Source organism: Pseudomonas sp. SA233 (assembly GCF_054792385.1).
This window is the reverse complement of sequence record NZ_CP096449.1, coordinates 2010590-2032743: the sequence shown is the minus strand read 5'-3', so window position 1 is coordinate 2032743 and position 22154 is coordinate 2010590. Positions and strand designations below refer to the sequence as shown.

Here is a 22154-nt window from a genome sequence, read left to right as displayed (position 1 = left end):
GCGGGAACGTTTGCGCCCCGCCATCACCGTGCTCGGACCTGGCCAAGCCCGGTCCGGCTGAAAGAGACGACTTAGTTGACGGCGTCTTTCAGGCCTTTGCCAGCCTTGAAGCCTGGAACCTTGGCGGCAGCGATCTTGATCGCGTTACCGGTTTGCGGGTTGCGGCCGGTGCGCTCTGCACGCTCCTTGACCGAGAAGGTACCGAAGCCAACCAGTACCACATCGTCACCTTGCTTCAGGGCGCCGGTGACGGATTCGATGACTGCGTCCAGCGCACGGCCGGCTACAGCTTTCGGGATGTCAGCAGATGCGGCGATAGCGTCAATCAGTTCCGACTTGTTCACTCTAAGTCCCCTTATTTCTCTATTGAGTTTGTTTCTAAGTATGTAATGAAAAGCTTATGAAACCTGCGCTGGGTGGCCTGATGACAATAGCGTGCCGCTTTATAGCAAGGCCCCGAAAAAACTGTCAAGGAAAGCCCCCCAGCCAAAAACTACTAGTGCGTGCTAATTCTTTCCTTGGCATCGCCGTCGCGCTTTTCATCTTTCGCGACAATCTCCGGAGCCACATCTGGCAAGGGCTCCGGGGCGTATTGCAGCGCAATTTGCAGGACTTCGTCAATCCATTTGACTGGTTTGATCTGCAGATCCTGTTTGATATTTTCCGGAATCTCCTTCAGATCGCGAACATTCTCCTCGGGAATGATCACCGTCTTGATCCCGCCACGGTGTGCCGCCAGCAATTTTTCCTTCAACCCGCCAATGGCCAGCACCTGGCCACGCAGGGTAATTTCACCGGTCATGGCAACATCGGCACGTACCGGAATCTGCGTCAGCGCCGACACCAGCGCGGTGCACATGCCGATACCAGCACTTGGGCCATCCTTCGGCGTGGCGCCTTCAGGCATGTGGATATGCACGTCGTGCTTCTCGTGGAAGTCGGCGGCGATACCCAGGCTGCGGGCACGGCTGCGCACCACGGTCTGCGCGGCGGTGATCGACTCAACCATGACGTCGCCCAGCGAGCCGGTCTTGATCAGCTGGCCCTTGCCGGGAATGACCACGGCTTCGATGGTCAGCAGTTCGCCGCCCACCTGGGTCCAGGCCAGGCCGGTAACCTGGCCGATCTGGTCCTGCTGCTCGGCCAGGCCGTAGCGGAACTTGCGCACGCCCAGCAGGTGCTCCAGCTGCTCGCTGGCTACCTTGACCTTGACCTGCTTCTGCCCGGTATGTTCCTTGACCACCTTGCGGCAGACTTTGGCGATTTGCCGCTCCAGGCCGCGCACACCGGCTTCGCGGGTGTAGAAGCGGATGATGTCGCGGATCGCCGAGACATCGACTTCCAGCTCGTCCTTCTTCAAGCCGTTGGCCTTGACCTGCTTGGGCACCAGGTACTTGACCGCGATGTTGATCTTCTCGTCCTCGGTGTAGCCCGGCAGGCGGATGACTTCCATCCGGTCGAGCAGCGCCGGCGGGATGTTCATCGAGTTCGAGGTGCACAGGAACATCACGTCCGAGAGGTCGTAGTCGACCTCCAGGTAGTGGTCGTTGAAGTTGTGGTTCTGCTCCGGGTCGAGCACTTCGAGCAGTGCCGAGGCCGGGTCGCCACGCATGTCGCTGCCCATCTTGTCGATTTCGTCCAGCAGGAACAGCGGGTTGCGCACCCCCACCTTGGTCATCTTCTGGATCAGGCGGCCAGGCATGGAACCGATGTAGGTTCGGCGGTGACCACGGATCTCGGCCTCGTCACGCACACCACCCAGGGCCATGCGCACGAACTTGCGGTTGGTGGCAGCGGCGATCGACTCAGCCAGCGAGGTCTTGCCGACGCCGGGTGGGCCGACCAGGCACAGTACCGGGCCGCGGATCTTCTTGACGCGCTTTTGCACGGCAAGGTACTCGAGGATGCGTTCCTTGACCTCTTCCAGGCCGTAGTGGTCGGCATCGAGGATTTCCTCGGCCTTGCCCAGGTCCAGGCGCACCTTGCTCTGGGCCTTCCACGGCACCTGCACCAGCCAGTCGAGGTACGACCGGACCACGGTGGCCTCGGCCGACATCGGCGACATCTGCTTGAGCTTGTTCAGCTCGGCCTGGGCCTTGGCCAGTGCGTCCTTGGGCAGGCCAGCGGCTTCGATGCGCTTTTTCAGCTCTTCGACTTCGTTGTGGCCTTCGTCGCCATCACCGAGTTCCTTCTGAATGGCCTTCATCTGCTCATTCAGGTAGTACTCGCGCTGGCTGCGCTCCATCTGCTTCTTGACCCGACCGCGAATGCGCTTTTCGACCTGCAGCAGGTCGATTTCGGCATCCAGCAGCGCCAGTACGTGCTCGACACGGGTCGGCAGGTCGACGATTTCGAGAATTTCCTGTTTCTGCTCGATCTTCAGGGCCATGTGTGCGGCCATGGTATCGACCAGGCGCCCTGGCTCTTCGATGCTGTTCAGCGACGACAGCACTTCGGCTGGGACTTTCTTGCCCAGTTGCACGTATTGCTCGAACTGCGAAAGCAGCGTGCGCACGAACACTTCCGACTCGCGCTCGGCGGCGTCGGCTTCGTCGATCAGGGAAACTTCGGCACGGATGTGCCCTTCCACTTCACTGAAACGCTCCACGGCGCCGCGTTGCTCGCCCTCGACCAGCACCTTGACGGTGCCATCGGGCAGTTTCAGCAATTGCAGCACGGTGGCAACGGTACCTACGCGGTACAGTGCATCCTCGCCCGGGTCATCGTCGGCCGGGTTTTTCTGGGCCAGCAGAAGAATCTGCTTTTCGCCCGTCATCGCCGCCTCAAGGGCTTCAATGGATTTTTCGCGCCCCACGAACAGCGGGATGACCATGTGCGGGTAAACAACGACATCGCGCAATGGCAAAAGAGGCAAGTCGAGGGTGGTCTTCATGATTTCGCCTCTACAGCGGCCTTATGGCCGGAAACCGGTGGAAATGATGCTTGGACCTAATGTGGGGGCAGGCTTGGGAAATTACAAGCGCTAGCGCAGGAAAAGCAGAAAGGGGCCCGTAGGCCCCTTCTTGCTTGCAACCATCAACCGGCCATTACCTGGATCAGGCGTCCGGCGCGGCCTTGGCTTGCGGCTCGCTGTTTTCGTAGATCATCAGCGGCTGCGAAGTGCCATCGATGACGCTCTCGTCGATCACCACCTTGCTGACATCCTTCTTCGAAGGAATCTCGTACATGGTGTCGAGCAACACGCCTTCGAGGATCGAACGCAGGCCACGGGCGCCGGTCTTGCGCTCCAGGGCCTTGCGCGCCACGGCCTTGAGCGCATCGCTGCGGAACTCGAGGTCGACGTTTTCCATCTCGAACAGCTTGGCATACTGCTTGGTCAGGGCGTTCTTCGGCTCGGTGAGGATCTGCATCAGCGCGGCCTCGTCCAGCTCGTCGAGGGTTGCCAGCACCGGCAGGCGGCCGACGAATTCCGGGATCAGGCCAAACTTGACCAGATCGTCCGGCTCGACCTCACGCAGGGACTCGCCAACCTTCTTGCCCTCTTCCTTGCTGCGTACTTCGGCGCCAAAACCGATGCCACCCTTGGTGGAGCGGTTCTGGATGACCTTTTCCAGGCCCGAGAAGGCACCACCGCAGATGAACAGGATGTTGCGGGTATCGACCTGCAGGAATTCCTGTTGCGGGTGTTTGCGGCCGCCTTGCGGCGGAACCGAGGCCACGGTGCCTTCGATCAGCTTCAGCAGTGCCTGCTGCACGCCCTCGCCCGATACGTCACGGGTAATGGACGGGTTGTCCGACTTGCGCGAAATCTTGTCGATCTCGTCGATGTAGACGATGCCCATCTGGGCCTTTTCCACGTCGTAGTCGCACTTCTGCAACAGCTTCTGGATGATGTTCTCGACGTCCTCACCCACGTAACCGGCTTCGGTCAGGGTGGTGGCGTCAGCAATGGTGAACGGTACGTTCAACAGGCGTGCAAGGGTTTCGGCGAGCAGGGTCTTGCCCGAGCCGGTTGGCCCGATGAGCAGGATGTTGCTCTTGCCGAGTTCGACTTCGTCACCCTTCTTGTCACGCTGGTTCAAGCGCTTGTAGTGGTTGTACACCGCTACGGCAAGCACCTTCTTCGCGCGTTCCTGACCAATGACGTACTGGTCCAGGATACCGCTGATTTCTTTCGGCGAAGGCAATTTGTGCGCGCTGCTCTCGGCCTGGGCTTCCTGCACCTCCTCACGGATGATGTCGTTGCACAGGTCGACGCACTCGTCGCAGATAAATACCGAGGGCCCGGCAATCAGTTTGCGCACTTCGTGCTGGCTTTTGCCGCAGAAGGAGCAATAAAGCAATTTGCCGCTGTCCTCGCCGTTACGGGTGTCAGTCATTCGATCGATCCAATCCGGTAGGCTTGCAACACAAGATGAAGGCAATTGCGGGCTTTTTCAAGTCCGCAGGTAGGCGCTTTCCGCGCCTACCTGCTCTGGCACCCCGGTTCAGGAGGCCAGTTGCCGCTTGTCGTAGACCGAGTCGATCAGGCCGTACTCGGCCGCGCGCGAGGCGCTCATGAAGTTGTCACGTTCAGTGTCGCGCTTGATGGTCTCGAGATCCTGGCCGGTGTGGTAGGCCAGCAGCTCGTTCAGGCGGGCCTTGATATTGAGGATTTCCTGGGCGTGGATCTCGATATCGGTGGCCTGACCCTGGAAGCCGCCCAGCGGCTGGTGGATCATCACGCGCGAGTTAGGCAGGCAGTGACGCTTGCCCTTGGCACCAGCAGCCAGCAGGAAGGCGCCCATGCTGCAGGCCTGGCCGATGCAGATGGTCGAGACGTCCGGCTTGATGAACTGCATGGTGTCGTAGATCGACATGCCGGCGGTGACGGAACCGCCCGGCGAGTTGATGTACAGATGGATATCCTTGTCCGGGTTTTCCGCTTCAAGGAACAGCAGTTGCGCAACGACGAGGTTGGCCATGTAGTCCTCTACCGGGCCAACCAGGAAGATCACACGCTCCTTCAACAGGCGCGAGTAGATGTCGTAAGCGCGTTCGCCACGGGCGGACTGCTCGATAACCATCGGGACCAGACCGCCTGCGGCCTGGATGTCAGAGCTCTGCTGAATATAAGAATTGCGGGACATGTCCTGCGCTCACTCCCAAATAGTCATGGCTTGAATACGCACAAGCCAGCTCGAAGGCTGGCTTGTGGGGGTTTCCTACGAGAGAAGCCTGTTACTCAGCGGCGGCTGGAGCCTGTGCTGGTTTAACGGCATCTTCGTACGAGACCGACTTGTCGGTCACAGTCGCTTTCTGCAGAACAGTATCTACAACTTGTTCTTCCAGCACAACCGAACGGACTTCGTTCAGTTGCTGGTCGTTCTTGTAGTACCAGGCGATGACCTGCTCAGGCTCTTGGTAAGCCGAAGCCATTTCTTCGATCATTTCGCGAACCTTGCCTTCGTCCGGCTTCAGCTCGAACTGCTTGACCACTTCGGCCACGATCAGGCCCAGGACCACACGGCGCTTGGCTTGTTCTTCGAACAGCTCGGCCGGCAGTTGCTCAGGCTTGATGTTGCCACCGAACTGCTGAACAGCCTGCACGCGCAGACGGTTGACTTCGTTTTCCAGCAGGGCTTTCGGCACTTCGATCGGGTTGGCAGCCAGCAGACCGTCCATGACCTGGTTCTTCACCTTGGCCTTGATGGCCTGGCGCAGTTCACGCTCCATGTTCTTGCGAACTTCGGTGCGGAAGCCTTCCAGGGTCGATTCCTTGATGCCGAACTGGGCGAAGAACTCTTCGTTCAGCTCTGGCAGCACAGGAGCGGCAACGCTGTTGACGGTGATGGTGAACTCGGCGGCTTTGCCAGCCAGGTCCAGGTTCTGGTAGTCCTCTGGGAAGGTCACGTTCACAACGCGCTCTTCGCCAGCCTTGGCGCCAACCAGGCCGTCTTCGAAGCCTGGGATCATGCGGCCGGAGCCCAGTACCAGCTGGGTGCCCTTGGCCGAACCACCGGCGAACACTTCACCGTCGACCTTGCCGACGAAGTCGATGTTGACCTGGTCGTCGTTCTGCGCGGCGCGCTCGACGGCCTCGAAGCGGGTGTTCTGCTTGCGCAGCACTTCCAGCATGTTGTCCAGGTCGGCATCAGCCACTTCGGCGCTCAGGCGCTCGACGTTGATCGACTCGAGGCCGCCAACGGTGAACTCCGGGAACACTTCGAAGATGGCGACGAACTCCAGGTCCTTGCCCTTTTCGAAGGACTTCGGCTCTACCGCAGGGGCGCCAGCCGGGTTCAGCTTCTGCTCGACGATGGCTTCGTAAAAGGAAGCCTGGACGAGGTCACCGAACGCCTCTTGACGGGCATCGGCTTCGAAACGCTGACGAATCACGCTCATCGGCACTTTGCCTGGGCGGAAGCCGGCAACCTTGGCGCGCTTGGCAGTCTGTTGCAGACGCTTGTTGACTTCGTTCTCGACGCGCTCGGCCGGAACGGCGATGGTCATGCGACGCTCGAGAGCGGAAGTGTTTTCAACAGAAACTTGCATGGATATTCCTCGTTGCACAGACGTTAGCCGGCGTTAGCCCGACTCCAGAATCAAGGGCAAGCATTCTAGTGAGTCGCGCAGCAGAAGTCACCCCACTCGGGACGACGGGAAACCACGCCGGTCGATTAACTTTCACGGCCCGCACGACATAGCGCCGGGCCTGCTTCAATGGGGCCGCACGACGCCACCAGGCGACCTGCAGCCGAAATACCTTGTCAAACAACTGCCACCAACGAATTCGCTTCCTTTAGTCAGGTTCGATTTCGTTGAACTGGCAGTACTCCTCCCACTCCATCCCCAGCGCCTCGGCCACCTCACGGTGCGTCTCCAGGCGCATGGCCTGCAGTTGCTCGGGGGTTTCGGCGATCAGTTGCAGGGCCAACTCCCAAGGCTGGATACCCTGCTCCTCGGCCGCATCCTCGAACGCCCACTCGATCTGCTGGGCCTGCTCGCGCGCATCCAGCTCACGGATCTCTTCGAGCAGCTGCGGGTTGGCCTCGGCAAAGCGCTGTAGCGCCAGTGCCTGACGGGCTTCTTTTGCAATCATCGGGTTGTTCCTCTGCCGGCCAAATGGGCCGGCGTTTCAACCGGCTGAAATCTAACAGCTTTTATTGGGGCGTCACCAGAGGATTGCAAGGGCTGGGATGCGATTTGACCGAGAGGGAGTTCGCCATCGCATTTTCAGCGCCCGGGAGACCGAGCGCCGCCCGCGCGGCGCTTCGCAGCACAAGGCTGCTCCTACATTTGTATCGGGCCAGTTAATCCTGAGGCGGTGGCGGTGGCGCGCACCCCTTGGCGTTCACCTTGATATCGTTTCGGGCAAACAGGGCGGTCGCGTGCATTGGCACAGGCGTGACTGGCCCGAGACAAATGTAGGAGCAGCCTTGTGCTGCGAAGCGCCGCGCGGGCGGCGCTCGGTCTCACAGGCGCCAGAACCCTCAAGCCATACACCCAGCGCAAAAACAAAAAGGCGCCCGATCTCACGATCAAGGCGCCTTCGAAGAAATATGGGGTGGACGATGGGAATCGAACCCACGACAACTGGAATCACAATCCAGCGCTCTACCAACTGAGCTACGCCCACCATATTGCAGTCTTGCGATGTTGCGGTACAACCTTACAGAAGCATGGTGCGGACGAAGAGACTCGAACTCTTACAGCTTGCGCCGCTGGAACCTAAATCCAGTGTGTCTACCAATTTCACCACGTCCGCGTAACGCTTAAAACAAAGGCGCCAGATGCTATCGAGGCGCCCTTGAAGAATATGGGGTGGACGATGGGAATCGAACCCACGACAACTGGAATCACAATCCAGCGCTCTACCAACTGAGCTACGCCCACCATATTGCATTACAGCCTACTTGCTTGCCAAAGCTGCCTAAATGGCGCACCCGGCAGGACTCGAACCTGCGACCATCCGCTTAGAAGGCGGATGCTCTATCCAGCTGAGCTACGGGCGCTTAAGCTTGAAGCCTAACCGAACGAGACCTTTAACAGCTAACTGCTAAACCACTCATTCTGCCCGACTTCGCCAACCAGTGCTAGGCTGTGCCCGACAAGTGCGGCGAATCTTATAGGCGAGCCTGAAAGTCGTCAACACCTTTCTCAAAAAAATTTAAATTATTTAAGGGCTTAGGGGATTTGCCCGACCACCCGCCTTTGCCCTTGGCCCATGTCGTGCGAGAATGCGCCCTCTTTAATTGTTTCCTTCTCGATGGTTAATCACGCGTCTATGACTGCACACCTAATCGATGGCAAGGCGATCGCCGCCAGCCTGCGCCAGCAGATCGCTCAACGTGTCGTGGAGCGTCGCCAGCAAGGCCTGCGTACGCCGGGCCTGGCGGTGATCCTGGTCGGCACCGACCCCGCCTCCCAAGTCTATGTCTCGCACAAGCGCAAGGACTGCGAAGAGGTCGGCTTCATTTCGCAGGCGTTCGACCTGCCCAGCGAAACCACGCAGCAGGCCCTGACCGAGCTGATCGACCGCCTCAATGACGATCCGGCCGTCGACGGTATCCTGCTGCAGTTGCCGCTGCCAGCGCACCTGGACGCCTCGCTGCTGCTCGAGCGCATCCGCCCGGACAAGGACGTGGATGGCTTCCACCCGTACAACATCGGTCGTCTGGCCCAGCGCATCCCGCTGCTGCGCCCGTGCACACCGAAGGGCATCATGACCCTGCTGGAAAGCACCGGCCAGGACCTGTACGGCATGAACGCGGTCATCGTCGGCGCGTCCAACATCGTTGGTCGCCCGATGGCCATGGAGCTGCTGCTGGCCGGCTGCACCGTGACCGTCTGCCACCGCTTCACCAAGGACCTCGCCGGCCATGTCGGCCGCGCCGACCTGGTGGTAGTGGCCGCCGGCAAGCCTGGCCTGGTCAAGGGTGAATGGATCAAGGAAGGTGCCATCGTTATCGACGTGGGCATCAACCGCCAGGAAGACGGCAAGCTGGTCGGCGACGTGGTCTACGAGACCGCCCTGCCGCGCGCCGGCTGGATCACGCCGGTGCCGGGCGGCGTCGGGCCGATGACCCGCGCATGCCTGCTGGAGAACACGCTGTATGCGGCTGAAGAGCTGCACAAGTAATACCGCGTTATATGAAAACGGCACCTCTGGCAGGTGCCGTTTTTTTTGCCCGTGATCAATGCATTGGCTTCACCGGCCTCTTCGCGGGTGAACCCGCTCCCACAGGTTGCGCGCTGTCCCAGAAGATGGCGATATCTCTGTGGGAGCGGGTTTACCCGCGAAGAAGCCGGCGCGTTACTCAGCCGATCACTTCCTGGCCGCCTCCCACGACTTCAGCAGTTCGTTGTAGCTGACCGTCTCGCCCTTGGGCTTTTCGTTGGCCAGTTTCGGTTTCGGCGCCCCAGGCTGGTCGAACCAGTATTGGGCGTCCCTCTCCGGGTTCAGCTTCGGTGCACAGGTGGCCTGGGCGTTGGACCGCTGCAAGCGCTCCATCATCCGGTCCTGGTCGCGGGCCAGGCCGTCCAGCGCTTCCTGCGGGGTCTTCTCGCCACTGGCCACTTCGGCGATGTGGCTCCACCACAACTGCGCCAACCGCGGGTAGTCCGGCACGTTGGTGCCGGTCGGTGTCCACTGTACCCGTGCCGGGCTGCGGTAGAACTCCACCAGCCCGCCCAGCTTGGGCGCCAGCTCGGTCATGGCCTGGGAGTTGATGTCCGATTCGCGAATCGGCGTGAGGCCGACGATGGTCTTTTTCAGCGACACGGTCTTGGAGGTGACGAACTGGGCGTACAGCCACGCAGCCAGGCGTTGCTTCTCGGGAGTGGACTTGAAGAAGGTCCACGAACCGGTGTCCTGGTAGCCCAGCTTCATCCCCTCCTCCCAGTACGGCCCCTTCGGCGAAGGCGCCATGCGCCACTTCGGCGTGCCGTCGGCATTCACCACCGGCAAACCGGGTTTGGTCATGTCGGCGGTAAACGCGGTGTACCAGAAGATCTGCTGGGCGATGTTGCCCTGGGCCGGCACCGGGCCGGCTTCGGAGAAGGTCATGCCCTGGGCTTCCTTGGGCGCATAGGCACGCATCCAGTCCACGTATTTCTGCGTGGCATACACGGCGGCCGGGCCGTTGGTGTCGCCGCCACGGGTCACGCTGGACCCCACCGGGTGGCAGTCCTCCACGCGAATGCCCCATTCGTCCACCGGCAGACCATTGGGCAAACCTTTGTCGCCGCCACCCGCCATGGAGAACCAGGCATCGGTGAAGCGCCAGCCCAGTGACGGGTCTTTCTTGCCGTAGTCCATATGGCCATAGACGCGTTTACCGTCGATTTCCTTGACGTCTTCGGTAAAGAACCTGGCAATGTCCTCGTAGGCTGACCAGTTCACCGGCACACCAAGTTCGTAGCCGTATTTTTCCTTGAACCTGGCCTTCAGTTCGGGCCGCTCGAACCAGTCGGCACGGAACCAGTAGAGGTTGGCGAACTGCTGGTCCGGCAGTTGGTAGACCTTGCCATCCGGCGCGGTGGTGAAGGAAATGCCGATGAAGTCCTTCAGGTCCAGGGTCGGCGAAGTGTAGTCCTTGCCTTCGTTGGCCATCAGGTCGGTGATCGATTCCACCTTGCCGTAGCGAAAGTGCGTACCGATCAGGTCGGAGTCGTTGACCCAGCCGTCATAGATGTTCTTGTCCGACTGCATCTGTGTCTGCAGCTTTTCCACCACGTCGCCTTCCTGCAGCAGGTCGTGGGTCAGCTGTATACCGGTGATCTCGCTGAAGGCCTTGGCCAGCACCTTGGACTCGTATTCATGGGTGGTGATGGTTTCCGACACCACGTTGATCTTCATGCCACGGAACGGTTCGGCAGCCTTGATGAACCACTTCAACTCGGCCAACTGCTGTTCAGGGGTAAGGGTCGAAGGCTTGAACTCACTGCCGAGCCACTTCCTTGCCGCATCCTCGTACTGGTCGGCCCAGGCTGTGCCCTGCACGCTGGCCAGTACCAGCAACGCGGCCAGGGTCAAATGTCGCCTGTTGTACTTGTTGTCGAACATTGTGATCTCCCGTTTCAGTTATCCCACAGGGCCGCTCGCTCAGCCCCAGCGCAGCACCACCACCAGCCACGCCAGCGACAGCAGCGAGGCCACCCACAATGGCCACTCGCTGACGCCAACCACCAGCAAATGCAGGTAGGCGCTGGCCAGCAGGCCGATGAACAAACGGTCGCCACGGCTGGTGACCAGCGGCAGGAAGCCGCGTCGCTCCACGCAGGGGCGGCGCAGTTCGAGCAGGGTCATGCCCAACAGCAGCACACCAACGGCGGAGAAGAACAGCGCCGTCGGCAAGGTCCAGGCCATCCACTCCATGCCTTGCCCTCCTCACACTCGGCCCAGGGCGAAGCCCTTGGCCACATGGTTGCGCACGAACCAGATCACCAGCATGCCCGGCAAGATGGTCAGTACCCCCGCCGCCGCCAGTACCCCCCAATCTATGCCCGAGGCCGACACGGTACGGGTCATCACCGCGGCGATCGGCTTGGCATTCACCGAGGTGAGGGTGCGCGCCAGCAGCAACTCCACCCAGGAGAACATGAAACAGAAAAACGCCGTCACGCCGATGCCGGAGCCAATCAGCGGAATGAAGATCTTCACGAAGAAGCGTGGGAAGCTGTAGCCGTCGATATAGGCCGTTTCGTCGATCTCCTTCGGCACACCAGACATGAACCCCTCGAGGATCCACACTGCCAGCGGCACGTTGAACAGGCAGTGGGCCAGGGCCACGGCGATATGGGTATCGAACAGGCCGATCGACGAATACAGCTGGAAGAACGGCAGCAGGAACACCGCCGGTGGCGCCATGCGGTTGGTCAGCAGCCAGAAGAACAGGTGCCGGTCACCGAGGAAGCGGTAACGCGAGAAGGCATATGCCGCCGGCAGCGCCACCAGCAGCGAAATCAGCGTGTTCAGGCACACGTAGTAGAGCGAATTGATGTAGCCGCTGTACCAGCTGGCATCGGTGAAGATCACCCGGTAGTTGTCGAGGGTGAACGCCTGTGGCCACAGGGTCAGGCCGCCGAGGATCTCGGTGTTGCTCTTGAACGACATGTTCAGCAGCCAGTAGATCGGCACCAGCAGGAAGAAGAAGTACAGCAGCAGGGCCAGCGATTTGCGCGTGCTCATGGCCTAGTCCTTGTCGGCATGGGTCATGGCTGTGTAGAACAGCCAGGAAACCAGCAGGATGATCAGGAAGTACACCAGCGAGAACGCCGCCGCCGGGCCCAGGTCGAACTGCCCCACGGCCATGCGCGTGAGGGTCTGGCTGAGGAAGGTGGTGGCGTTGCCGGGCCCGCCACCGGTCAGCACGAAGGGCTCGGTGTAGATCATGAAGCTGTCCATGAAGCGCAGCATCACCGCGATCAGCAGCACGTTCTTCAGCTTGGGCAACTGGATATGGCGAAACACCGCCCAGCCCGAGGCGCGGTCGATGCGAGCGGCCTGGTAGTACACGTCGGGGATGGCGCGCAGCCCCGAGTAACAGAGCAACGCCACCAGCGATGTCCAGTGCCACACGTCCATCACCAGCACGGTCAGCCAGGCGTCGAACGGGTCGCCGGCGTAGTTGTAGCTGACCCCGAGCCTGGCCAGTGTGGCGCCGAGCAGGCCGATGTCGGCGCGGCCGAAAATCTGCCAGATGGTGCCGACCACATTCCATGGGATCAGCAGCGGGATGGCCATGACGATCAGGCACACCGACGCCATGCGCCCCTTGGTCGGCATGGTCAGGGCAATGGCGATACCCAGCGGGATTTCGATCAGTAGCACGCAGGCGGAATAGATGAACTGACGCAGCAGCGCATCGTGCAGCGCCGGGTCGCGCAGCACCTGACGGTACCAGTCGGCGCCGACGAAGTAGCGGTTGGACTGGTCGAAGATGTCCTGCACCGAGTAGTTGACCACCGTCATCATCGGCACCACCGCACTGAATGCCACCAGCAGGAACACCGGCAGCACCAGCCACCAGGCCTTGTTGTTCGGCACCTTGTTCATGGCCCGGCCTCCAGCAGCACATCGTCGAGGTACAGCATCAGCCACTGCGCCGGCAGGCTGATCCAGGCCTGGGCCACCGGCAACGGGCGGTCCTCGCCCAGGCGTGCCTTGAGCGCGACACCGCCCAGTTCGAGGGTGACGATGCGGTAGGTGCCCAGGTCCTCGACGTCCAGCACCCGTGCCGGGTAGGCATCATCGAACGGGCTGTCCCACAGCTGCACGAATTCCGGGCGGATGCCCAGCTGCAGGCGCCCACCGCCTGTGGCCGCCAGGCGCTCTCGCAGGTGCTCTCGCATTTGCCCGGGCAGCACCAGGTGAATATCGCCGAACGCCACCCCGTCCGCTTCGGCGCGCACCTCGATCAGGTTCATCCCCGGGCTGCCGATGAAGTAACCGACGAAGGTATGCCGCGGCCGCTCGAACAGTTCGCGCGGGGTACCGAACTGGACGATGCGCCCGCCGTGCATCACCGCGATCTTGTCGGCGAACGTCGAGGCCTCCAGCTGGTCATGGGTGACGTAGATCATGGTGATGTTGAACTGCTCGTGGATCTGCTTGAGCTTGCGCCGCAGCTTCCACTTCAGGTGCGGGTCGATCACCGTCAGCGGCTCGTCGAACAGGATCGCCGACACGTCATCGCGCACCAGCCCCCGTCCCATGGAGACCTTCTGCTTTTCGTCGGCACTGAGGTTGCGCGCCTTCTTGCGCAGCACGGCCGACAGGTCGAGCACCTCGGCAATCTCTTCCACCCGGGCCTGCACCCGGGCTTCGTCCAACCCTTGGTTGCGCAAGGGAAACGCCAGGTTGTCGAACACCGTCATGGTGTCGTAAACCACCGGGAACTGGAACACCTGGGCAATGTTGCGCGCCTGCGGTGACAGCTGGTTAACCGGCTTGCCGTCGAACAGCACCTCACCGTGGGAAGGAGTCAGCAGCCCGGAGATGATGTTGAGCAAGGTCGACTTGCCGCAGCCCGACGGCCCGAGCAATGCGTAGGCACCACCCTGCTCCCACACATGCTCCAGCGCATGCAGGGCATAGTCCGCCTCGCTGGCGGGCTGGCGGCTGTAGCTGTGCGCCAGTTGGCGCAGGCGGATCTCGGCCATCAACCTCTCCTTGCCTGGCGCAGCCCCGGGGCCTGCACCAGCGCCCCGGTACTGTCGAACACGAACAGCTTGTGGGTGGGGATGAACACGCGGATCGGCGTGTCCACCTGGTATTCGTGTACCCCTGGCAGGTGCAGGATCATGCGCCAGTGTTCGTTGCGTACATGCAGGAAGGTCTCTGAACCACTGATCTCGGCGAGTTCCACCAGCACCGACAATTCCAGGTCGTCGTCGTGCGCCGGCACCAGGCTGATGTGGCTGGGCCGCACGCCAAAGCGGTAGTCACCCTCGGCAAGCGGCTGCAAGTCGGCATTGCGGGCAAAGTGCACGGCCTGGGCCAGGCTCACGTCGTTGCCGCTGATACGGCCAGGCACCAGGTTGATCGGCGGCTCGGAAAACAGCTCGGCAGCCAGCACGCTGCCCGGGCGCTGGTAGACCTCGGCGGTAGGCCCGCTCTGGACGATACGGCCCTCATGCACCAGGGTGGTGGTGCCGCCCAGAGCCAGCGCCTCGTTGGGCTCGGTGGTGGCATACACGGCAATGCAGTGGCGCGCCGCGAACAGCTCGCGCAGCTCCTGACGCAAGCCCTCGCGCAGCTTGTAGTCGAGGTTGACCAGTGGCTCGTCGAACAGGATCAGCGAAGCATCCTTGACCAGCGCCCGAGCCATTGCCGTGCGTTGCTGCTGGCCACCGGACAGCTCCAGCGGCAGGCGCTGCAGGTAGGCTTCAATGCGCAGCATCTCGGCGGTTTCCTGCACCCGTCGGCGAATCTGGGGCTCGTCCATGCGTGCCTGGCGCAGCGGTGACGCAATGTTCTCGTACACGCTGAGGGTCGGGTAATTGATGAACTGCTGATACACCATCGACACATTGCGTTGGCGCACCGGCACGCCAGTCACGTCCTGGCCATCCATCAGCACCCGCCCCCGGTCCGGGCGATCGAGCCCGGCCATCAGGCGCATCAGGCTGGTCTTGCCGGCCAGGGTGCGGCCCAGCAGCACGTTGAACGAGCCGGGTTCGAAACGCAGTGAGGCATCGACGATCCAGGCTTGGTTGTCGACGCTGCGGCTGACCTGTTCCAGCACCAGGGACATGGCGTGGCCTTCTTGTGGTTTTTGTCTGCCGGGCACAGCCAGTTTCGTGCCAGATGCGCCGCAACCGTCTGGCCCGGGGCCTGGCCGGCAACACCGGCCAATCGCAGGTTCACAACTGAACACAAGCACTGAACAACTGAACACTTGCCGGTTTGACATTGAACAACCGTGCACGACACTGAACAGCGGTCGGCCCCATGACAACAATCACACAGGACAGGCCCATGGCCGCATCCGCTTCGCCCCATGCCCAACTGATCCAGGCCTCCTGGGCCCGCTGCCGCGACCACGGCCTGCAACCCCAGCACGCCCCGGACTTCGACTGCCTGACCCGCGCCGAGCTGAGCGCCCTGCTGGAGCAGCGCCAGGCCCTGCTGCGCCTGACCCGCGAAGCGGTGCTGCCGCAATATGCCCACCTGCTGGGCAATGCCAGCTACCTGGTGATGCTGGCCGATGCCAGCGGCTGCCTGCTCGACAGCTGGGGCTCGCGGCGGTTCATCGAGCCGCGCCAGCAGCATGGTTTCAGCGCCGGGGCCCACTGGCACGAGCGCGGTGTCGGCACCAATGCGCTGGGCACCGCGCTGGTCTGCGCCGAGGCGATCCACGTGGGCCAGGACGAGCACTTCCTGCGCCAGAACCGCTATATGTCCAGCGCCGCCGCGCCACTGTTCGACGCCGAACGGCAGCTGGTCGGGGTGCTCGATGTGGCCAGCGACGGCTACCTGCCCGCCAGCCAGACCTTGGGCCTGGTACGCATGATGGGTCAGAGCCTGGAGAACCGCCTGATCCTCGCCGAGCATGCCGACCAGCATGCGCAATTGATCTTCAACAGCGCCTCCGACAACCTCGACAGCCCCTGGGCCGGCCTGCTGGTGTTCGATGAGCAGGGGCAGGTGCTGGCCGCCAATCACCGGGCCGACACCCTGCTCGGGGGCAACCCGCTGCAGCAGAACATCGAGCAACTGTTCCAGTTGCCCCTGCAACAACTGCTCAGCCATCCCCGGCAACAGCCCTTTGCTCTGCAAGCCACCGGGCGCAACCGCTTCCATTGCCAGTGGCAGCCGCCGCGCGGGGCCCCCGCCCGCCCTGCCGCCATCAGCGCCGAGCCACGCCTGGAGAAAGCCCTGGCGCAGGCCGGCCTGCTGCTGGAAAAGGACATCCCGGTCCTGGTGCAGGGCGAAACCGGCGTAGGCAAGGAGGTATTCGTCGATACCCTGCACCGGGCCAGCAGCCGCGCCAGCCAGCCGCTCATAGCCGTCAACTGCGCGGCGATCCCGGCCGAGCTGGTGGAGTCGGAACTGTTCGGCTACGACAAGGGCGCGTTCACCGGCGCCCATCAGAAGGGCAACCCGGGGCTAATTCGCAAGGCCCACCACGGCATCCTGTTCCTCGACGAAATCGGCGACATGCCATTGCCCACCCAGGCCCGCCTGCTGCGCGTGCTGCAGACGCGCAGCATCCAGCCATTGGGCAGCGGCGAACCGGTGGCGGTGGATATTCGCGTGGTGTCGGCGAGCAACCGCGACCTGGCCGAAGAAGTGCGCGCCGGGCGCTTTCGCCAGGACTTGTATTACCGCATCGCCGGGCTGGCGGTGGTGTTGCCGCCGCTGCGCGAGCGCAATGACCGCCGGCAGCTGATCGAGCAGGTGCATGCGCGCTACCGTGACCCCGGGCAGCCTGCGCGGCTGCCTGCGGCCGTTATCGAGCTGCTTGACCGGCACCCCTGGCCAGGGAACATGCGTGAACTGGTGAGTGTGCTGCAGGTGGCGCTGGCCTTGGCGGGTAATGATCCGGTTGGCCTGGAACACCTGCCTGCGGGTTTTCTCGCCGAGGCGCAGGTGCCTGTGCCGATTGCGCCCGAAGAGGCGGACCTGCGCGAGCTGGTGGAACAAGCCAATGGCAACCTCTCGGCGGTGGCGCGCGGGCTCGGGATCAGCCGCACCACGCTGTACAAGCGGCTGCGTGAGCGATGATTGCCCTGGCCTGTACTGGCCTCATCGCCGGCAAGCCAGCTCTCATAGAACTGCACATAACTCATTGAATTAGCAGGGACCCTGTGGGAGCGGCTTTAGCCGCGAACACCGGCGCAGCCGGTGCCATGCACCGCGTTGGATGCTTCGCGGCTAAAGCCGCTCCCACAGGGTACGAGGATCGCTTGCGAATTCAGTTATCTGTGCGACAGCGAGGCCCAAAGGGCTGGGCTATCTCCTACAGCGCCGCTCTCAAGGCCTGTGATATCCCTGTGGGAGCCGGCTTGCCGGCGATAGGGCCGGCCCAGCCACAGCCGATTCGGCTGCCAGCGCAGCGAAATCAGCCAAAGCCGCTGCCGCCACAGCCCATTACAGCCAGCTTTGCCTCCCCACCCGCCGCACAATGAAACCAGAGCCCACTCTGGAAGCGTCGACCGCAGGGAGACCCCTAATGACCCGCTATATCGATGTGCAAGACCTGGCCCGCCTGGTCAACCGCAAAGGCCTGCCCACGTGCCTGCTGGAAATGGCCGAGTACATCCGCCAGGACTACCTGCGCTGGCCCGCCTTCGAAAAATGCGCCCGGGTGGCCAACCATTCAGCGGACGGCGTGATCGAGCTGATGCCAATCTCGGACGCCAGCCGCTACGCCTTCAAGTACGTCAACGGCCATCCGAAGAACACTCGCCATGGCCTGCTCACGGTGATGGCCTTTGGCGCCCTGGCCAGCGTCGATACCGGTGCACCGTTGCTGCTCAGCGAAATGACCCTGACCACCGCCATTCGCACCGCCGCCACCTCGGCCCTGGCCGCCCGCTACCTGGCGCGCGAAGACAGCCGCAGCATGGCATTGATCGGCAATGGCTCGCAGAGCGAGTTCCAGGCCATCGCCTTCAATGCCCTGCTGGGCATCGATGAAATCCGCCTGTATGACATCGACCCGGCTGCCTCGGCCAAGCTGGTCGCCAACCTGGCCAACCGCCCCGGCCTCAAGCTGAGCATCGCCAGCTCCGTGGCCGAAGCGGTGCGCGGGGCCGATATCGTCACCACGGTAACCGCCGACAAGGCTTGCGCCACCATCCTCACCCCGGAGATGATCGAGCCGGGCATGCACCTGAATGCCGTGGGTGGTGACTGCCCGGGCAAGACCGAGCTGCATCGGGCGATTGTCGAGCGGGCCCGGGTGATCGTCGAGTACGAACCGCAAAGCCGGGTGGAAGGCGAGATCCAGCAGATGCCTGCAGACTCGCCAGTGACCGAGTTCTGGCGTGTGGTCGCCGGGGAAGCCAAGGGGCGTGAGCGCACCGAACAGGTGACGCTGTTCGACTCGGTAGGGTTTGCCCTGGAGGATTACTCGGCATTGCGCTATGTGCTGGACACAGCGCAGGCACTGGGTATCGGCACGGACATCGGGCTGGTGCCAGTGTTGGAAGATCCGAAGGATTTGTATGGGCTGTTGCAGCCGCAGGTGGTGGAGTTGCGGGCGGTGCCCAAGGCTGGTTCTGTCTGCGCCTGATAGATGCTGGGGCCGCGCAGCGTCCCCCTTTACCGCCTAACCTGTCCCATGCCCTCTTCTGAAAGAAGCCCAAGCGCATGGACACCAAGGACGCCAACGCCCACCCCCTCGACCGCATCGACGAAGCGATCATCGACATCCTGCGCCATGACGGCCGCATCACTTTCGAAAAACTCTCCAGCCTCGTCCACCTCACCCCGCGCCCCTGCCTGGAGCGTGTACGCAAGCTGGAGCGCCGTGGCGTGATCCGCGGCTACGGGGCGATCATCGACCTGCAGAAGGTCGCGCCCGGGGTGTCGCTGCTGGTGCTGGTCGCCCTGTCCAACCAAAGCGGGCGGGCCGCGCAGAAGGCCTTCGAAGCCAACCTGCGCAACTGCCCGGAAGTGCACGAGTGCCAGCTGATCAGCGGCCACTTCGACTACAGCCTGCGCCTGCGCTGCCGCGACATGGAACACTACCGGCTGCTCAGCGAAAGCTGGATGAACGACGACGCCCTGCACATCGACAAGCTGGTGGCGCACCCGGTGCTGGCCGAGGTCAAGCCAATGGCCCGCTGATGATCAAGGGTCACGCCATTGCACCGGCTGCCGGTAGGCCTGCGCCCAGGCTTGCACCGCACTGGCCGGCATCGGCCGGGCGATGCAGTAACCCTGTGCCAGTTCGCAGCCCAGGCCCATCAGCACGCGGCCGTGCTCGACGCTCTCCAGCCCTTCGGCAATCACCTCGCGGCCAAACGCCCGGGCCAGGCCGATCACCGCTTCGGTCAGCGCCAGGTCGTCCTGGTCATGCAGGATGTCGCGCACGAATGACTGATCGATCTTGATCGTCTGTGTCGGCAAGCGCTTCAGGTAGCTCAGCGATGAATAGCCAGTGCCAAAGTCGTCCAGGGAGAAGCGCACACCCAGTGCGCGGCAGGCATCGAGACAGCAGCTGACATGCTGCAGGTTATCGATGGCCACCGACTCGACGATTTCCAGGTCCAGCCGCGCCGGGTCCACCTCCGGGTGCGCCGCCAGCAACTGCTGCAGGCGCTCGACAAAGTCACCACGCTGCAAATGCCGCGCGGCGATGTTCACGCTCAGTGACCAGGGCTGCCCCTGACGTTGCCATGCCTGCAACTGGTTCAGCGCCTGGTCGAGCACCCATTCGCCGATTTCCACGATCAGGTCGGTCTGCTCCACCGCCGGCAGGAAATCACCAGGCGGCACCAGCCCGCGGCCTGGCCGCTGCCAGCGCAGCAAGCCCTCGAAGCCCAGCACCTGGCCGCTGCGCAGGTTGACCTTGGGCTGGTAATACAGGCACAGCTCGCCGTTGTGCAGGGCCCGGCGCACCCGCGCCACGGTCTGGTGGGTAGCCTTGAGTTCCTGTTCCTGTGACACATCGAACAGGTGATAGCGGTTGCGCCCACGCTGCTTGGCCACATACATGGCCTGGTCGGCATGGCGCACCAAGGTGTCGGCGTCTTCGTCGTCCTGCGGGTACAGGGTCACGCCGATACTGGCGCTGAGCGACAGGCGCTGCTCGCGTACCACATAGGGCGCCGCCAGTGCCCGCAGCACCCGGCGCAGCGCAGCATGCAACTGGCGGTCTTCGACGTTGCGCAGGATCAGCACGAATTCGTCACCCGACAACCGGGCCACTGCGTCGCCATCGCGCAGGATGTGCTTCAGGCGCTGCGCCACCTCGACCAACAGCAGGTCGCCCATGGCATGCCCGTAGCCGTCGTTGACTGCCTTGAAGCCATCCAGGTCGAGCATGCACACAGCCAGCGGAATGTCTTCACGGCGCGAGTAGGCCAGGGCCTGGTTCAGCAGGTCGGACAGGTAAGCGCGGTTGGGCAGGCCGGTGAGCACGTCATGGCCCACACGCCATTGCAAGGTATGCAGCAGCTGGCGCTTCTCGGTGACGTCGAAACGGATCGACACGTACTTGCGCACCTCTCCGGTGAGCGGGTCGACCAGTGGCACCATGGTGCTGTCGACCCAGTACAGCGAGCCGTCCCTGGCGCGGTTGCAGATCTCGCCCTTCCACACCCGGCCGGCGGCCAGCGCCCGCCACATGCCGACGAAGAACTCCGGCTCGTGCAGGCCGGAGTTGAGGATGCGGTGGTTGGCGCCCAGCAGCTCCTCGCGGCTGTAGCCCGAGATGCTGCAGAACTGCTGGTTGACGTAAGTGATGGTTCCACGCAAGTCGGTTTCGGAAAAGATCGCAGCCGCGTCAACGGCTGCACGATAGTTGTCATCCATAAAGCATCCTGCCTTAACGGTTGAAGCGCTCCACAAGGGCACGCAGTCCGGCGCGCACCTCTTCCAGTTCGGCGCCGCGAGAGGCTGCGGCGTTGGCGCTGTGTGCGCTGTGCTGGGCTATGCCGGCCACACCATTGATCTGCCTCGAGACGTCTTCGGCGACGGCTGACTGCTGCTGCGAAGCTGTAGCCATCTGCTGGCTCATGTCACTGATGCGCTGCACCGCATCACGAATGCCATGCAACGCCTGCCGCGCTTCCTGCACCTGGGCAACGCCCTGCTCGGCACCGTCGATGCCCTGGCTGGCAATCGCCACGGCCTCTTCTGCGCCACTGCGCAGAGCATCGATGATAGCCTGGATGTGCAGTGTCGACTGCCGGGTCTTGTCGGCCAGTGCCCGCACTTCATCGGCGACCACGGCAAAGCCACGGCCTTGCTCGCCGGCACGGGCCGCCTCGATGGCGGCATTTAGCGCCAGCAGGTTGGTCTGCTCGGCGATGCCGCGGATCATTCCGGTGGCTTCGGCGATAGCACCGGTCTGACCAGCCAGGTGGCTGACCGCCTGGTTGATCTGGGCCACGGTACCGGCCAAGGTGCGGATTGCAGCTCCGCTGGCGTCGGCCACCAGGCTGCCTTGCTCGGCCAGCAGGTGCGCAGTGTGGGCTTCGGCAGCAGTCAGTTGCACATGGTTGGCAACCTCACCGATGGAAGCGGCCATCTGGTTCATGGCAGTGGCGCTCAGGTCGGTTTCCGCACGCTGCTCCAGCAATGCCGCCTCGGTGCTGCGCGACAACGCACCGGCATCATGTGCAGCCACGGCCATCTGGGCCGCCAGGTCACTTAACCGGGTCAGCGCGGTTTTCAGCCGCGCCTCCTCGCTGATCAGCATCAATTGCAGTTGTCCGCCAGCACCGGGCAGGTCGCTGTAGGTCAAGGCGGCGATCGGGTCGGCGAAGGTGCCGCCTGCGCCCTGCACTACGCGCTCCATCTGCCGCCCAACGGCATTGCGTGCCAACAGGCCATAGGCCAGGAACAGCCCCAGGGTCAGCCCCTGCGCGACCAGGCCGGGCCACAGTTTGTTGGCCCCCAAAGCCAGCCCCCCGCCCACGAGCGGTACGGCCAGGTCACGCGCCAGCATGGTCGCGCGCCGTGACCAGGGCAACACAGCCTGACCGTTGCGCATGCGTGCATACAGGGCCTCGGCACGGGCCACCTGCTCACG

Annotated in this window: 18 protein-coding genes and 4 tRNA genes; 4 read left to right on the top strand and 18 right to left on the bottom strand. The window is 62.8% G+C overall.

Translation table 11 applies throughout. The features are described 5' to 3' along the window. Window positions 1-71 precede the first annotated feature (71 nt). From M1D87_RS09365 to M1D87_RS09320, 10 genes are all read right to left on the bottom strand, one after another. The gene (locus tag M1D87_RS09365) at window positions 72-344 is read right to left on the bottom strand and encodes an HU family DNA-binding protein (protein ID WP_003259401.1); all 273 of its coding nucleotides are present in this window, start codon (window positions 342-344) and stop codon (window positions 72-74) included. A 152-nt stretch (window positions 345-496) separates the two neighbouring features. Further along, window positions 497-2893, bottom strand: a complete 2397-nt coding sequence (gene lon, locus M1D87_RS09360) for an endopeptidase La (RefSeq protein ID WP_123085832.1) — start codon at window positions 2891-2893, stop codon at window positions 497-499. Between the two features lie 163 nt (window positions 2894-3056). After that, window positions 3057-4340, bottom strand: coding sequence for an ATP-dependent Clp protease ATP-binding subunit ClpX (gene clpX / locus M1D87_RS09355; RefSeq protein ID WP_013971882.1), 1284 nt, complete (start codon window positions 4338-4340; stop codon window positions 3057-3059). A 108-nt stretch (window positions 4341-4448) separates the two neighbouring features. Continuing rightward, window positions 4449-5090: an ATP-dependent Clp endopeptidase proteolytic subunit ClpP gene (gene clpP, locus M1D87_RS09350; RefSeq protein ID WP_003259400.1), complete on the bottom strand. Its 642-nt coding sequence runs from the start codon at window positions 5088-5090 to the stop codon at window positions 4449-4451. Window positions 5091-5181: 91 nt separating this feature from the next. Beyond that, window positions 5182-6495, bottom strand: coding sequence for a trigger factor (gene tig / locus M1D87_RS09345; protein ID WP_024086620.1), 1314 nt, complete (start codon window positions 6493-6495; stop codon window positions 5182-5184). A gap of 247 nt (window positions 6496-6742) precedes the next feature. Continuing rightward, entirely contained in the window at window positions 6743-7042 is a 300-nt protein-coding gene (locus M1D87_RS09340; protein WP_123085831.1) for a DUF6388 family protein, read from the bottom strand. Between the two features lie 461 nt (window positions 7043-7503). After that, a tRNA-His gene (locus M1D87_RS09335) sits at window positions 7504-7579 on the bottom strand. Window positions 7580-7623: 44 nt separating this feature from the next. After that, a tRNA-Leu gene (locus tag M1D87_RS09330) sits at window positions 7624-7708 on the bottom strand. A gap of 52 nt (window positions 7709-7760) precedes the next feature. Continuing rightward, window positions 7761-7836: transfer RNA gene (locus M1D87_RS09325), tRNA-His, on the bottom strand. Window positions 7837-7878: 42 nt separating this feature from the next. Beyond that, window positions 7879-7955: transfer RNA gene (locus tag M1D87_RS09320), tRNA-Arg, on the bottom strand. 272 nt (window positions 7956-8227) lie between these two features. Between M1D87_RS09320 and folD the strand changes: the two genes are divergently transcribed. Further along, the gene (gene folD, locus M1D87_RS09315) at window positions 8228-9082 is read left to right on the top strand and encodes a bifunctional methylenetetrahydrofolate dehydrogenase/methenyltetrahydrofolate cyclohydrolase FolD (protein WP_013971879.1); all 855 of its coding nucleotides are present in this window, start codon (window positions 8228-8230) and stop codon (window positions 9080-9082) included. 186 nt (window positions 9083-9268) lie between these two features. Here the strand turns inward: folD and M1D87_RS09310 are convergent, their stop codons facing one another. From M1D87_RS09310 to M1D87_RS09285, 6 genes are read right to left on the bottom strand one after another with little or no spacing between them, the layout of a single operon-like run. Continuing rightward, a complete protein-coding gene (locus M1D87_RS09310) occupies window positions 9269-11008 on the bottom strand; it encodes an ABC transporter substrate-binding protein (protein ID WP_232881009.1) in 1740 nt (579 codons plus the stop codon). Between the two features lie 39 nt (window positions 11009-11047). Further along, on the bottom strand, window positions 11048-11320 hold the full coding sequence (locus M1D87_RS09305; RefSeq protein WP_061302758.1) for a DUF2160 domain-containing protein: 273 nt from the start codon (window positions 11318-11320) through the stop codon (window positions 11048-11050). Between the two features lie 12 nt (window positions 11321-11332). Then, a complete protein-coding gene (locus M1D87_RS09300) occupies window positions 11333-12133 on the bottom strand; it encodes a carbohydrate ABC transporter permease (RefSeq protein ID WP_013971876.1) in 801 nt (266 codons plus the stop codon). Window positions 12134-12136: 3 nt separating this feature from the next. After that, entirely contained in the window at window positions 12137-13000 is an 864-nt protein-coding gene (locus M1D87_RS09295; protein WP_039614302.1) for a carbohydrate ABC transporter permease, read from the bottom strand. Then, on the bottom strand, window positions 12997-14106 hold the full coding sequence (locus tag M1D87_RS09290) for an ABC transporter ATP-binding protein (protein WP_232881007.1): 1110 nt from the start codon (window positions 14104-14106) through the stop codon (window positions 12997-12999). Before M1D87_RS09290 ends, M1D87_RS09295 begins: the two co-directional genes overlap by 4 nt. After that, the gene (locus M1D87_RS09285; protein WP_015269689.1) at window positions 14106-15200 is read right to left on the bottom strand and encodes an ABC transporter ATP-binding protein; all 1095 of its coding nucleotides are present in this window, start codon (window positions 15198-15200) and stop codon (window positions 14106-14108) included. Before M1D87_RS09285 ends, M1D87_RS09290 begins: the two co-directional genes overlap by 1 nt. Window positions 15201-15424: 224 nt before the next feature. Between M1D87_RS09285 and M1D87_RS09280 the strand changes: the two genes are divergently transcribed. The 3 genes from M1D87_RS09280 (at window position 15425) to M1D87_RS09270 (ending at window position 19243) form a co-directional block, all read left to right on the top strand. Continuing rightward, the gene (locus M1D87_RS09280) at window positions 15425-17173 is read left to right on the top strand and encodes a sigma-54-dependent Fis family transcriptional regulator (RefSeq protein WP_371034782.1); all 1749 of its coding nucleotides are present in this window, start codon (window positions 15425-15427) and stop codon (window positions 17171-17173) included. 448 nt (window positions 17174-17621) lie between these two features. Beyond that, window positions 17622-18686 (top strand): ornithine cyclodeaminase, encoded by a 1065-nt coding sequence (locus M1D87_RS09275; protein ID WP_421091757.1) that lies wholly within the window; start codon window positions 17622-17624, stop codon window positions 18684-18686. Window positions 18687-18763: 77 nt separating this feature from the next. Further along, window positions 18764-19243 (top strand): Lrp/AsnC family transcriptional regulator, encoded by a 480-nt coding sequence (locus M1D87_RS09270; protein WP_039614298.1) that lies wholly within the window; start codon window positions 18764-18766, stop codon window positions 19241-19243. Between the two features lie 3 nt (window positions 19244-19246). Here the strand turns inward: M1D87_RS09270 and M1D87_RS09265 are convergent, their stop codons facing one another. Both M1D87_RS09265 and M1D87_RS09260 read right to left on the bottom strand, forming a co-directional pair. After that, window positions 19247-20932, bottom strand: coding sequence for a putative bifunctional diguanylate cyclase/phosphodiesterase (locus tag M1D87_RS09265; RefSeq protein WP_061551427.1), 1686 nt, complete (start codon window positions 20930-20932; stop codon window positions 19247-19249). A 13-nt stretch (window positions 20933-20945) separates the two neighbouring features. Further along, the gene (locus M1D87_RS09260) at window positions 20946-22070 is read right to left on the bottom strand and encodes a methyl-accepting chemotaxis protein (RefSeq protein ID WP_421091759.1); all 1125 of its coding nucleotides are present in this window, start codon (window positions 22068-22070) and stop codon (window positions 20946-20948) included. Window positions 22071-22154 lie beyond the last annotated feature (84 nt).